Here is an 11980-nt window from a genome sequence, read left to right on the forward strand (position 1 = left end):
ACCGTATAGGAACGCAAAAACGGGCCCTTGGGGCCCGTTCTTGTTTGGATCGTTTGTCGTTACAGCGGACCGACGCTGGTGCAGCTGTTTGTGGCTTTGGCGTGCTTCTGCAGAACCGGCAGCTGCGGACGGTACTTGCCGCTGCTCACGTCTAGGGACATGGAGTACTCGCCCCACCAGGGACCGGCAGCCCAGTAGGTGCTCGGGATGCAGTTCTGACGCAGGTAGGCCAGCAGGTTGTCAGTAGCGACGATGGCCGAGGGCGAGAAGTCCGGTACGCCGTGCTCACCGATATAGCCGCGCAGCTTGTTCTGCTTGAGCCAGTCGACGAAGGGCTTGACGCGGTTGACGCCAATCATCGGGTCGTATTGCGCGGTCTTGTCGAAGTAGTTGCCCGAGAAATCCTTGTCCACGTACATGTGCGCTTCGTAGACCAGGTTGTTCTTCGGATCACGCATCCACGGGTTGGTGATCAGCTGGGTGTTGTAGTGCGGCCAGTGGAAGGCGCTCGACCAGCGATCACCTGCTACGTAGATCCAGCGCTGGGAGTCGACGGTGCGGATTGCCTGAGCGGCGGCCAGGGCAGCCTGCGGCCAGAGACCGTTGGTGGAGTGCGGCTCGTTCATCAGGCCGTAGCCTTCGACGGCAGGATGGTTGACCACCTGCTGCACGATCTGCTTCCACACCGCAGCGAAGGAACTGATAGGGACTTCGTTGGAACCGATCAGCTTGCCGTAGTAACGGTAGTAGTTGTGCAGATCGAGAATCACCTTGACGTTGTGCTTCTGCGCGAAGTCCAGCGACTGCTTCAGGCGGGCGAACTCCTCAGCGTTCAGCGGAGAGTTCAGCTTGGGCTGGATACGCTCCCAGAGGAACGGCAGGCGAACCAGCGGCATGCCCAGGTCGGAGTACTTCTTGTAGTACGACTCGGCCGGGTAGGTGTAGTTGGTGCCATGCTTGCCCGGAACAACCGACGGGCCGAAGCCTGCGCCGGACAGGTTGACGCCGACCAGCAGCGGCTTGCCGTTGGTGGTGTCAGGTGCGGTAGGCGCAGGCGCCGGTGCCGCTTCTACCGGCGGAGTAGTCAGAGCCGGAGACGAAGGAGTGCTGGTCGATGTGCTGACCACCGAGATGGTCTTCGGATAGCCCAGGGTGGTGCCGTTGATCACTGCACCGTCGAGGAAAACGCTCATGTTGCTGCCGACCAGCTGAGTGCGCAGCACCTTGCGGGTCTGGCCGTCAGCGAGCTTCACCAAAGCGCCAGCCTTGAATGCCGCCACATTGGTGCTGCTTGCCTGGATCGAGAAGCCGGCAGCAGTGCGGAACATACCATTGAGCCAATGGGTATTGGTGTAGTTGTTCAGGTTGCTGGTGGCGATGACCGAAGTGGTCGGTGCAGTCGGAGCCGGGCTGGTAGTCGAAGTTGTAGCCAGCGACAACTTGTTGGGCGCGCCTACGACACTTCCGTTAACTGCCGCACCCTCGAGATAGACGCTCATATTGGCGCCGACAACTTGCACCTGGGTAACTTTGCGGACCTGGCCATCTGCCAGTTTTGCCGACGCACCAACTTTGAAAGCAGCCTTGTTGGCAGCACTTGCTGGAATGGAGAAGCCCGGCGACTTGCGCCATACACCATTGAGCCAATCGGTATTGGTGAATGCATTGATGCTGGTCGAGTGTGCAGCGACGGTAGTCGGTGAAGTGACCGGAGCGGTGGAAGTTATCGGCGCCGTAACGGCCGTACTACCGATGGTGACCACCTGCGGTGCGCCAACCTTGTTGCCGTCCAGCTTTGCACCTTCCAGAAAGATGCTCATGTTGCTGCCGACGATCTGCGCGCGGCTGATCTTGCGTACCTGACCGTCTGCCAGTCGTACCGAAACGCCGGCCACGAACGCGGTGCGGTTTGCCGAGGTGGCCGGGATCGAGAAGCCGGCGCCGGTGCGCCAGACACCGTTCAGCCAATCGGTGTTGGTGAAAGCGTTGATCTTGGCGGAAACCGATACAGCGGCAACCGTGGATGCAGCGGCATAAGGCGTGGTTACAACAGTGACGCCACCCAGAAGAACAGCGGCGGCGATGGAAGCGACGAGTGCCTTGCGGGCACCGGAAAACAGGTTGGTGGACATTGAGTCTCTCCGGAACTTACTACTTCAAAGGCCGAGCCTTTAAAAAGTGACGGGAGGTCGATAAGTCGTGGGGCGTTGCTCTTAAGGAGGGCCGCGGTGTCACAACAAACGAACCGTTCAACAAGAAATTTCCCGCCGTCCACCCCCTGAACAAACCGGCAAATCGTCTTGCGTGGCGGCTTTATAATAGGTTCCAAAAATTAATGGAAATTTTTTTGTCAGTAATAGATCGCCAGAAAAACGCCATATAGAGCAAATAACATTAAGTTGCCATTACTCATATGGCGATAGCTGTCGAATTGATATTACGTTTAACCGCCATAGTTGGTTTCCTGGCGTCAAAATAAGCGTCGGCTTTTTGAACTTCCGAGGTCTTAAGAGGGATTAACCGCTATCGAGCTTGCCGACGAACGGTATATAGCGGAGAAGCTGATAGCCGTCTGTGAGGGATGAGGAACCAGCGGCCGGAAGTAACCGATCTTCGTCGGCATATGGCTGTCGGATGCCTTACCGAACGACGAAACGGAGGCACCATGAGCCATAAGTACAAAGTGGGCGATCACGTCAGCTGGAACTCGGAAGCGGGACGGGTCAGCGGTCACATCACCCGCGTGCACACAGCGGACACCGAATTCATGGGCCGCACACGGCGCGCCAGCCCGGATGCCCCGCAATACGAGATCAAGAGCGACAAGACCGATCATGTGGCGATGCATAAAGAGTCGGCACTCAGGAAGCTGAGCTGAGCATGGCTCAGCCAGCCACGGTGTGGACCATCGGCCACTCGACGCGCTCTCTGGAGCATCTGATCGAGATACTGCGCCACCATCAGATCGAGGCCATCGCCGACGTCCGTCGCTTTCCCGGCTCACGGCGATTGCCGCAGTTCGGCGAGGCAGCGCTGCGCGAAGGTCTGGAAGCGCACGGGCTGCACTATCAATGGATCGAAGAGCTGGGCGGCAGACGGCGACCTCTGAAGGATTCGCCAAGCCTGGCCTGGCGCAACAGCTCCTTTCGCGGCTATGCCGATCATTTGCGCAGCGATGAATTCAACCGCGGTCTGCAGCGCCTACTGGAAACGGCGGCACACCGACGTACGGCAATGATGTGCGCCGAGGTGCTCTGGTGGCGCTGCCATCGTTCGCTGGTTTCGGACGTGTTGAAAATACGCGGCATCGAAGTCCTGCATATCCAGGACGAGAAGCCGCCGGCCGCCCACCCGTTCACCGCCCCTGCCCGCCTGGTCGACGGGCAGCTGAGCTATGCGGAGGGCAAAGGCGAGTCGCTGAGAAAGGAAGTCGGCAGCGGGCAGATCAATCTGGATCTGTAGCGGCCACCGGGTAGTCATTGTGACCACCCCTATGGGGTTGGCTCAGACGCGTTCGATGCGATCCGGGTGGATGACGATGCGGCCCTGCTTGTAAAGACCACCGATGGCCTTCTTGAAGTTGCCCTTGCTGACGCCGAAGCGACGGGCAATTTCCTCGGCCGGGCTCTTGTCGCTGGCATCCAGCGAGCCCTGGTTTTCGTCAAGCTTCTGCAGGATCAACGCCTGCAGCGCATCGGTCGCTTCGCTGCCCACCGGCTGCAGGCTCAGGCTGATCTTGCCGTCGGGCCGCAGCTCCTTGATGTAGCCGCGCTCGCGCATGCCACCACGGAGAAACTTGAACGCCTCGTTCTTGTGAATCAGGCCCCAGTGCTGGCCGTTGATGATCGCCTTGAAACCGAGATCGGTGGCTTCGACGATCAGCAGGTCCACCGCTTCTCCTACCTTGTAGTTCGCCGGGATCTTGTCCAGATAGCGGTCCAGTCGCGCCGTGGCGGTAATGCGCCGGGTGCGCTTGTCGATGTAGACGTAGACCACGCAGTAATCACCCACCTGCAGCGGCCGCTTCTCTTCCGAGTGCGGCAAGAGCAGGTCCTTGGGTAGTCCCCAGTCGAGAAACAATCCGACGCGGTTGATCTCGGCCACCTTCAGACTGGCGAATTCACCGACCTGCACCTTGGGCTTTTCGGTGGTGGCGATCAGCTTGTCCTCGCTGTCGAGGTAGATGAAGACGTTCAGCCAGTCATCCACCTCGGTCGGCATGTCCTTGGGGATGTAGCGGTTGGGCAGCAGGATTTCGCCGTCCGGGCCGCCGTCCAGATAGAGGCCGAAACCGGTGTGCTTGACGATCTGCAGGCTGTTGTAACGTCCGATTGCGGCCATGTGGGCGGTCCCGAATATAAAGGCGGCGATTCTAGCGCCTGTCAGCGTGGCAGTGCATAGGCGATCACCGAATCACCGGCTTTGGTACCCAGCGAGCCATGCCCGCCGGCAACCACCACGACCATCTGCCGACCCGAGCGGCTCTCGTAGGTCATCGGCGTGGCCTGGCCGCCGGCCGGCAGACGCGCTTTCCATAGCTCGCGGCCGGTGCTGACATCGTAGGCGCGCAGGTAGTAGTCCAGCGTTCCGCTCAGGAAGGCGACGCCACCGGCGGTGAGCATCGGTCCGCCAAGGCTCGGCACGCCCATCTTGAACGGCAGCGGAATCGGCGAACGGTCGCGCACCGTGCCGTTCTTGCGCAGCCAATGCGTCTTGCCGGTACGCAGATCGGCGCCGGCCACGTAGCCCCAAGGCGGCGCGGTGCATGGCAGGCCGATGGGCGAGACGAAAGCCTTCAGCTCAACCGCAAACGGCGAGCCAAAGTTCTCGTTGAGGAACGGCTCCTGCTCGGACACGTAGGTCGTCTCGGCATCCTCCCGGGGAATCAGCTTCGCGGTGAAGGCCAGATAGGCCGGCGTGCTGAACACCATCTGCCGCACCGGGTCCACCGCTACGCCGCCCCAGTTGAACACCCCGAAATTGCCCGGATGGACCAGGGTGCCCTGGGTCGATGGCGGTGTGTACCGTCCTTCGTAGCGCAGCGAGTGGAACTGGATGTGGCACATCATCTGGTCGATCAGCGTGGCACCCCACAGATCCTTGCCCTGCAGCTTCGGCGGCTCGTAGGTCAGTGCCGACGCAGGCTGCGTCCTGGCGACCCAGTCACCCTCGGCCGCGCCCTGCGGTGCAGGCACCTCGCGCACCGGCAGGACCGGCTCACCCGTGCGACGGTCGAGTACATAGATGTCGCCCTGCTTGGTCGGCGCCACCAACGCGGGCACCGGACCCTCCTCGGTCTGGATGTCGATCAGGCTCGGTTGCGCCGGTACGTCCATGTCCCAGAGGTCATGGCGCACGGTCTGGAAGACCCAGCGCAGCTGGCCGCTATCCAGATCGAGGGCGACGATTGAGGAGGAAAAACGCTCGCTGTTCTCGCTACGCTTACCGCCCCACTGATCCGGCACCTGATTACCCAGCGGCACATAGACCATATCCAAGGCCTCGTCGGCACTGGAGATGCTCCAGCTGTTCGGGCTGCTTGCGCTGTAGGTCTGCCCGGCGGCGATCGGGGCCGTTTCATCCGGATTACCCGGGTCCCAGTTCCATTTCAGCTCCCCGGTATAGACGTCATAGGCACGGATGACGCCGGACGGCTCGTTGGCGCGAACGTTGTCATTCACCGCTCCGCCGACGATCACCCGATCACGCGCGACCACCGGCGGCGACGTGGAATAGTAGAAGCCTTCCTTCACGTGGGGCATGTTCGCCCAGAGATCCACCGCGCCGTTGTCGCCGAAGCCGGGGCAAATCTCCCCGGTCTTCGCATCCAGCGCGATCAGCCTGGCATCGGCGGTTGGCATGAACAGGCGCTGCCGACAGGCCTGGCCCTCGGTGGCCGGCGGCGCTGCATGGTAGGAAAGCCCGCGGCAGGTCAGGTGCTGGCGGTTGACCGAATGCGGCACCTCGGGATCGAAGCGCCAGCGCTCCTCGCCGGTTTCGGCATCCAGCGCGATGACCAGATTGTGCGGCGTGCACAGGTACAGGCTGTCATCGACCTTGAGCGGGGTGACTTCGTAGGTGGTTTCATCCGGGTCGTCCGGACCGCGCAGATCTCCGGTCTGGTAATGCCACACCGGCTCCAGCCGCTCGACGTTGTGCGGCGTGATCTGTGCCAGCGGCGAGTAGCGCTGGCCCTGCTGGCTGCGTCCGTAAGCGTGCCAGTCGCCGGCCGGCACGGCTTGGTCCATGGCAGGCGCTTCGGCCAAAGGCGGCGGCAGCATGCCCTTGATGTCGTGACTGTCGTGCCCAACGGCGTAAATCGCTGCTGCGCCCCAGAGCACGACCGCCAGCATCAGCGGCAGCGCGGCGCCGCCCCAGGCGCGAAAGCCGAAGTGCTGCCAGCCCAGCCGCTGCGCGATCCAGGGCGTCAGCAGCCACAACCCGAGCGGCGCGATGATGCTGCCGCGCGGCGCCAGTTGCCACCAGTCCAGTCCCACTTCGTACAGCGCCCAACCGAGCGCCCCGAGCATCAGCAGCGCGTAAACCCAAAGCGCCGCGCGGCGGCGCATCAGCAGCAGGGCCCCGGTCAGCAGAAACCCTGCCGCGACGATGGCGAAATACCAGGTACCGCCAAGGCTGACGACCTTCGCTCCCCCTGCAGCGAGCGCGAGCCCGACGATGACGCAGAACACTCCGCTGATGACCACAGCCACGGCCTGTCTCCCTCGATCTTGTTATTCAAGTCACCACACTGCGACGGCCAGCAGGGCTGGCCATCATGAGAGTGGGACAGGCGACGAGCGGGAATGCTCCGTGCACAGGAGCGATTGGCGCAACGTGACTTGGCAAGACGGGGCCGGCAGCCCCGCCAGGCGAGACTTACTGGGTGTCCAGGCCAACCTGAAGCAACTTGCCATTGCCCGCATCGGTCAGCACATAGAGGTAACCGTCGGGCCCGACGCGAACGTCGCGGATGCGCGCGCCGAGGTCCTTGAGCAGGCGTTCCTCACCAACCACGCGGTCGCCATCGAGCTGCAGACGTATCAGCGATTGATCCACCAGCGCGCCGATGAACAGACTGTGCTGCCAGTCGGGAAAGCGCTCGGCATCGTAGAACGCCATCCCACTGACGCCCGGCGATTTTTTCCAGACGTGGTGCGGCGGCTCGGTGCCCTCGACGGTTTCGCCCTCGGCTTCAGGAATCGGCAGCATGCTGTAGTTGATGCCGTGAGTTGCCAGCGGCCAGCCGTAGTTCTTGCCGGCCTGGGGAATGTTGACCTCGTCACCGCCGCGCGGCCCATGTTCGTGGGTCCAGAGCACGCCGCTCCAGGGGTTGAGTGCGGCGCCCTGCTGGTTGCGATGGCCGTAGGACCAGATTTCCGGTCGCACGCCGTCCTGGCCGACAAAGGGGTTGTCCTCCGGCACACTGCCGTCCAGGCCGATGCGCACCACCTTGCCCTGATGCTTGTCGAGGTCCTGCGAGGTCGGCCGCTGATTGTTTTCGCCGAGCGCGACGAACAGGTGTCCCTTGCCGTCGAACACCAGCCGCGAGCCGAAGTGCACCCCGGTAGAGAGCTTCGGCAGCTGACGGAAGATAACCTCGAAGTTATCCAGCCGTGTGTCATCGTCACTCAGCCGGCCACGACCGACCGCCGTTCCAGCCTTGCCCTGCTCACCGGCCTCGGCATAGGTCAGGTAGACCAGGCGGTCCTTTTCGAAGTCCGGCGACAATCGCACGTCGAGCAAACCACCCTGGGAGCGGGCGAAGACCTCCGGCACGCCAGCAAGCGGCTCGGAGAGGCTGCCGTCCAGGCCGATCACGCGCAGGCGGCCAGGCCGTTCGGTCACCAGCATGCGCTTGCCGTCCGGCAGGAAGGCCAGTGCCCAGGCGTTTTCAAGGCCGCTGGCGATCTCCTTGACCGTTATCGGCCCGGCCTCGCTGGAATGACGTTCAGTTTCGGCGACAGCCTGCAGCGAAGCGGCGATGGCAAAACCGCAGAGCGTGGTGCGAATGGCATGGCGCAGCATGGTCTTCCTCTCAGGTGATGATCCGGCGTCGAGAAACTCGCTTTTGCGGCTAATTGAAGACCAGACGGCTCGCTGAGTGGTTGCAAAAACGCTTCAAGAAATGACGGCCTGCAAAAACCTGAACAAATTTTGATCAAATCTGTATAATGCCCGGTTCGACTGATTAAAGGAAAAGCGATCCATGGCCACTAAAACCACCAGCGCCAAGCGCAAGCCCGAACCCGCCACCGAAACCAGCCAGTCCCTCGCTGCGCAAATGGCCGCTTTCATCAAGGCCGGCGGCGAAGTCCAGACCATCCCCAACGGTGTGAGTGGCCAGACCAACGGTCCTTCCCGCCAGATCACCATCAGCAAGAAGTGATCTGAACCGCCTTCGGCGAGCCGGCTTTATCATGGCTCGCCGCGTTCTACCCCCCCCTTTCTCGTCTCCGAGCGCACCATGACCGACCCCGTACGCCTTGCCAAACGCCTCGCCGAGCAACTCGGCTGTTCCCGGCGCGAGGCCGAGCTGTATATCGAGGGTGGTTGGGTAACGGTCGACGGAGAACTGGTCGAAGCGCCTTTCGTCAAGGTGCGACCTGAACAGCGTGTCGAACTGCAGGCCGGCGCTACCGCGAAGGAAATCACGCCTGTGACGCTGCTGCTGCACAAACCGGCCGGGCAGGTGATCGATGCCGACGTCGACAGCACCCGCCGCGTACTGCAGGCCAGCGAGCACTGGAGCGACGACCCCAGCCGCAACGAAGCCCTGCAGCGCCATCTGCTCCAGCAGAACCTGTTGCTGCCACTGGACGCCGACGCCAGCGGGCTGACCGTCTTCAGCCAGCAACGCGAAGTGATCCGCCTGCTCACCAGCACGCGCGACAAGCTGGAGCAGGAATACGTCGTCGAAGTGAGCGGAGAAGCAGAAGAAAACGGGCTGGCCCTGCTCGCCAAGGGCATTGGCCACCGCGGCAAGATCCTGCCCAAGGCCAAGGTCAGCTGGCAGAGCGAAAACCGTCTGCGCCTGGTGATCAAGGAACCCGCGCCCGGCGAAGTCCGCCTGCTCTGCGAAGCCATCGGGCTGACGGTGCTGGCCTGCAAACGCATTCGCATCGGCCGCCTGTCCATGGCCAAACTACCGGCCGGCCAGTGGCGTTTTGTCGGCGAACACGAGCGCTTCTGACCCCGCACCCGCACGCCATCGCCAGCACCGGCTGGCGGAGCACGCTTGCTTTACCTGCCCTGCTGAATCAGTCTTGAGCGGCAATTCGCCACGATGACGCTCTCACTCAAGACAGGACCGCGATGCAGAAACTGATGCTCCTGCTGCTGACCGTTTTCCCGCTGAGCATCCTGGCTGCCGAGCCTGTCGCCGTATGGGCTTACCAACCCTCGCCGCCCTTTGCCTCGGGGCAGAACCCCGGGCTATCCGAAGCACTGGTGCAGTTGCTCAACGAGCACCCGACCAACCAGGACCGCTACGACTTTCAGTTGACCCAGTTGCCGCGCAAACGTCTCGACGCGCGCCTCAAGGGCAAAGAGCCTGGCATTCTGCTATGGGCCACGCCGGACTTCTTTCCCGAGCACCTCACCGCCAGCGCCAGTTGGACCCGGCCACTGCTGTGCGACATCCAGGATTTCGTTTCCCATAAAGACAAGCCGGTCGACTATCACGGCCCGAAGTCCCTGCATGGCCTGCGTCTGGGCGGCGTGCTCGGGCATCTCTACCGGGCGCTGGAAGGCGACATCGACAAGGGCCTGATCCAGCGCGAAGACGTGCACAACGATCTGCAGAACCTGAACAAGCTGCTGAACCAGCGCATCGATGTCGCGTTGATGCCGCGCTCCTCACGGCTGTTCTTCAGCCTCACAGAGGTGCCGGACGCACCGCTGCATGTTTCGCCACGCCCGCTCTATGTCTTCGACCGGCATGTGCTCATGACCGCCAGCCTGCCAGCCGAAACCACGCAGTTCGTGCATCAGCTTATCGCCGATCTGCCGCACAGCGCGCGCTGGCAGACCCTGCTCAGGCGCTACGGCCTGCAAGAGATGAGTGCGCCCTGCCCCAATTATTGAGCGAACGTAAGCGCCACTGGCGAATCGAAGCTGGCACGGCTCATACTGGCGAAAAGAGAACGGAGTACCAATTCAGCCATGAAAAAGGCACTGCTGGTCAGCCTGCTGTTGACCCTCGGCGGCTGCGCCACTCAATCCTGCGACCGCGACTGGAACGACCAGTGTCGTGCAGAGCGACTGCTTTACCAAAACGATTTGATGCAGGCGAAGATTCTGATTTCGATCGGTGACGAAGACAGCTACGAGCTTGCCCAGGCGCTGCTCGATCGCAGTGCGAAGCTGGATCGGCGCGGCGAGACGGAGTTCTATCAGGCGTTGCTGCTGATCCGCCAGGGTCCAGAGCCATCGGAAGTGCTCGACCTGTTGGAGAAGGCCAAGCGCAAGGGCCACCCCCATGCGGTAGCGCTGCTCTACAAGATCTACCACGAGCCGTACCTGCTCAACGAAGCAGACGAGGATCGCGCAGAACGCTACCGCGACGCCTACGGCGAGCTGGATGTCGCGCGCAGCGGCTATCCATCATTCGACAAATCGCTGGCACTGGTGAATCAGCTGGTCGCACCGCCACCGCCATCGGTCCCGTATCAGGCGCCCTGCCCGCAGCACTGTCTGGAGCAGTCCCGCTAGCTACGGGCCGAGGGCCTGCTGTTACCGCTTCAGGGCGCCGGGGTCTGCGATATCCGCGGCTCCTCGTCGCCATCGGCCACCGCACGCGCTTCCTGTTCGGTGGCATAGGGACCGCCGACGATGGTGCCGTTCAGCTCCACCACCCAGCACACGGCCCAGGTCGGGCGCCAGGCCTTGGGTACGTCTTCGCCGCTGAGGTGCTTGATCTGAGAGGTCATGGCTTTTCTCCACTGCTGCTGGGTAAGTCGGCCGCCCCATATCGTCGGAACGACTCCATGTAGGGAAGACCACAGGCCAGCCGCCTTTGCTCGCCGGTACCGACGAAACGGTCCGCCAGCCGAACCCCCGGCGCTGCCGTGGCTCTACAGAACAGCCGCCGACGCTCGAGGAAAGACGATGCGCCCCATTGCCAGCCTGCTCCTGCTGACCCTGCTCTGCGCCGCGCTGTTGAACGGCTGCAGCCGCGCCACCCTGGTCTATCGCAACCTCGACATGGTCGTGCCCTGGACGCTCAACGACTATCTCGACCTCGATAACCGTCAGAAGGACGAGCTGCGCGAACGCCTGCGCGAGCACCTGGCCTGGCACTGCAGCACGCAATTGCCGGAACTGCTGGCCAACCTCGAACAGCTTGAGCGCGAAACTGCTGGCGGCCAGCTCGATCGCCGCGATCTCGAACCACAGTACCGCGACGTCCGCGACGCCATGCACAGCGTTGCCGTGGAGATCACCCCCACCGCAACGGACCTGCTGCGTGCCCTGAGCGACGAGCAGGTCGCCGAACTGCGCAACGCGCTGGAGGAAAACCGAGAGGAGTACCGGGAGAAATACCTGGCTCCGCCGCTGGAACGGCAGATTCGCGAGCGCGCCGAGCGCATGCAGGAGCGTCTGCAGTACTGGTTCGGCCAGTTGAACGCGGCCCAGCGTCAACGTGTGCTGCTCTGGTCTCACGCCCTGAACGAGCAGAACAGCCGCTGGCTGGGCAACCGCGAGCGCTGGCAAGAGCTGCTGTTGGCCGCGGTCGAGCAGCGCCACCGCGCCGATTTCGATGACCGCATCGCGCAGCTGCTGCAGGAGCGCGAGGCGTTGCTGAGTACGAACGATCAGGCCGCGTTGCAGCGTGCCGAGCAGGCCGGATTGGACCTGGTGGCCGACCTCTACAGCCTCGCCGACGAAGGGCAGCGGACCCACCTCAGCGGGCGCCTGGCGCAGCTGCGCACCGACTTCAGCGACCTGAAATGCCTGGCGCCGACAGCCTGATCCCTGG

Annotated in this window: 12 protein-coding genes; 7 read left to right on the forward strand and 5 right to left on the reverse strand. The window is 62.7% G+C overall.

Going from position 1 to position 11980, the window contains the following annotated elements:
• Nucleotides 1–59 precede the first annotated feature (59 nt).
• The gene (locus tag BM275_RS01150) at nucleotides 60–2132 is read right to left on the reverse strand and encodes a glycoside hydrolase family 5 protein (RefSeq protein WP_090519030.1); all 2073 of its coding nucleotides are present in this window, start codon (nucleotides 2130–2132) and stop codon (nucleotides 60–62) included.
• 533 nt (nucleotides 2133–2665) lie between these two features.
• On the opposite strand from BM275_RS01150, the gene BM275_RS01155 reads away from it, so the two are divergent.
• Together BM275_RS01155 and BM275_RS01160 are read left to right on the forward strand one after the other, a co-directional pair.
• Entirely contained in the window at nucleotides 2666–2878 is a 213-nt protein-coding gene (locus tag BM275_RS01155; protein ID WP_003301215.1) for a hypervirulence associated TUDOR domain-containing protein, read from the forward strand.
• A 2-nt stretch (nucleotides 2879–2880) separates the two neighbouring features.
• Nucleotides 2881–3462, forward strand: a complete 582-nt coding sequence (locus BM275_RS01160; protein WP_090519031.1) for a DUF488 domain-containing protein — start codon at nucleotides 2881–2883, stop codon at nucleotides 3460–3462.
• A 42-nt stretch (nucleotides 3463–3504) separates the two neighbouring features.
• On the opposite strand, the gene BM275_RS01165 is transcribed toward BM275_RS01160, so the two are convergent.
• The 3 genes from BM275_RS01165 to BM275_RS01175 all read right to left on the reverse strand — a co-directional run bounded on the left by BM275_RS01165 (nucleotide 3505) and on the right by BM275_RS01175 (nucleotide 8028).
• Nucleotides 3505–4341, reverse strand: a complete 837-nt coding sequence (locus tag BM275_RS01165; protein WP_090519032.1) for a CvfB family protein — start codon at nucleotides 4339–4341, stop codon at nucleotides 3505–3507.
• Nucleotides 4342–4382: 41 nt separating this feature from the next.
• Nucleotides 4383–6713 carry a glucose/quinate/shikimate family membrane-bound PQQ-dependent dehydrogenase gene (locus tag BM275_RS01170; RefSeq protein WP_090519033.1) on the reverse strand — a complete coding sequence of 777 codons (2331 nt, stop codon included), beginning with the start codon at nucleotides 6711–6713 and terminating at the stop codon, nucleotides 4383–4385.
• 166 nt (nucleotides 6714–6879) lie between these two features.
• Nucleotides 6880–8028, reverse strand: a complete 1149-nt coding sequence (locus BM275_RS01175) for a PQQ-dependent sugar dehydrogenase (RefSeq protein ID WP_090519034.1) — start codon at nucleotides 8026–8028, stop codon at nucleotides 6880–6882.
• A gap of 181 nt (nucleotides 8029–8209) precedes the next feature.
• Here BM275_RS01175 and BM275_RS01180 point away from each other — a divergent pair, with 181 nt between their 5' ends.
• From BM275_RS01180 to BM275_RS01195, 4 genes are all read left to right on the forward strand, one after another.
• A complete protein-coding gene (locus BM275_RS01180; protein ID WP_014819814.1) occupies nucleotides 8210–8389 on the forward strand; it encodes a hypothetical protein in 180 nt (59 codons plus the stop codon).
• A gap of 78 nt (nucleotides 8390–8467) precedes the next feature.
• Nucleotides 8468–9193 carry an RNA pseudouridine synthase gene (locus BM275_RS01185; protein WP_090519035.1) on the forward strand — a complete coding sequence of 242 codons (726 nt, stop codon included), beginning with the start codon at nucleotides 8468–8470 and terminating at the stop codon, nucleotides 9191–9193.
• Nucleotides 9194–9315: 122 nt separating this feature from the next.
• The gene (locus BM275_RS01190; protein WP_014819812.1) at nucleotides 9316–10086 is read left to right on the forward strand and encodes an ABC transporter substrate-binding protein; all 771 of its coding nucleotides are present in this window, start codon (nucleotides 9316–9318) and stop codon (nucleotides 10084–10086) included.
• Between the two features lie 78 nt (nucleotides 10087–10164).
• Complete coding sequence (locus BM275_RS01195; protein WP_014819811.1) at nucleotides 10165–10713, forward strand: hypothetical protein; 549 nt, start codon at nucleotides 10165–10167, stop codon at nucleotides 10711–10713.
• A 29-nt stretch (nucleotides 10714–10742) separates the two neighbouring features.
• Here the strand turns inward: BM275_RS01195 and BM275_RS01200 are convergent, their stop codons facing one another.
• Nucleotides 10743–10931, reverse strand: a complete 189-nt coding sequence (locus BM275_RS01200; protein ID WP_014819810.1) for a hypothetical protein — start codon at nucleotides 10929–10931, stop codon at nucleotides 10743–10745.
• A gap of 178 nt (nucleotides 10932–11109) precedes the next feature.
• On the opposite strand from BM275_RS01200, the gene BM275_RS01205 reads away from it, so the two are divergent.
• The gene (locus BM275_RS01205) at nucleotides 11110–11973 is read left to right on the forward strand and encodes a DUF6279 family lipoprotein (RefSeq protein ID WP_014819809.1); all 864 of its coding nucleotides are present in this window, start codon (nucleotides 11110–11112) and stop codon (nucleotides 11971–11973) included.
• Nucleotides 11974–11980 lie beyond the last annotated feature (7 nt).

Source organism: Stutzerimonas kunmingensis (assembly GCF_900114065.1).
GTDB lineage: Bacteria > Pseudomonadota > Gammaproteobacteria > Pseudomonadales > Pseudomonadaceae > Stutzerimonas > Stutzerimonas kunmingensis.

What these genes read in the sequence shown, in the direction of transcription:
- BM275_RS01175 (WP_090519034.1), bottom strand. Translation starts at nt 8,028, where the DNA reads ATGCTGCGCCATGCCATTCGCACCACGCTCTGCGGTTTTGCCATCGCC.
- BM275_RS01160 (WP_090519031.1), top strand. Translation starts at nt 2,881, where the DNA reads ATGGCTCAGCCAGCCACGGTGTGGACCATCGGCCACTCGACGCGCTCT.
- BM275_RS01205 (WP_014819809.1), top strand. Translation starts at nt 11,110, where the DNA reads ATGCGCCCCATTGCCAGCCTGCTCCTGCTGACCCTGCTCTGCGCCGCG.
- BM275_RS01185 (WP_090519035.1), top strand. Translation starts at nt 8,468, where the DNA reads ATGACCGACCCCGTACGCCTTGCCAAACGCCTCGCCGAGCAACTCGGC.
- BM275_RS01200 (WP_014819810.1), bottom strand. Translation starts at nt 10,931, where the DNA reads ATGACCTCTCAGATCAAGCACCTCAGCGGCGAAGACGTACCCAAGGCC.
- BM275_RS01150 (WP_090519030.1), bottom strand. Translation starts at nt 2,132, where the DNA reads ATGTCCACCAACCTGTTTTCCGGTGCCCGCAAGGCACTCGTCGCTTCC.
- BM275_RS01165 (WP_090519032.1), bottom strand. Translation starts at nt 4,341, where the DNA reads ATGGCCGCAATCGGACGTTACAACAGCCTGCAGATCGTCAAGCACACC.
- BM275_RS01195 (WP_014819811.1), top strand. Translation starts at nt 10,165, where the DNA reads ATGAAAAAGGCACTGCTGGTCAGCCTGCTGTTGACCCTCGGCGGCTGC.
- BM275_RS01155 (WP_003301215.1), top strand. Translation starts at nt 2,666, where the DNA reads ATGAGCCATAAGTACAAAGTGGGCGATCACGTCAGCTGGAACTCGGAA.
- BM275_RS01180 (WP_014819814.1), top strand. Translation starts at nt 8,210, where the DNA reads ATGGCCACTAAAACCACCAGCGCCAAGCGCAAGCCCGAACCCGCCACC.
- BM275_RS01190 (WP_014819812.1), top strand. Translation starts at nt 9,316, where the DNA reads ATGCAGAAACTGATGCTCCTGCTGCTGACCGTTTTCCCGCTGAGCATC.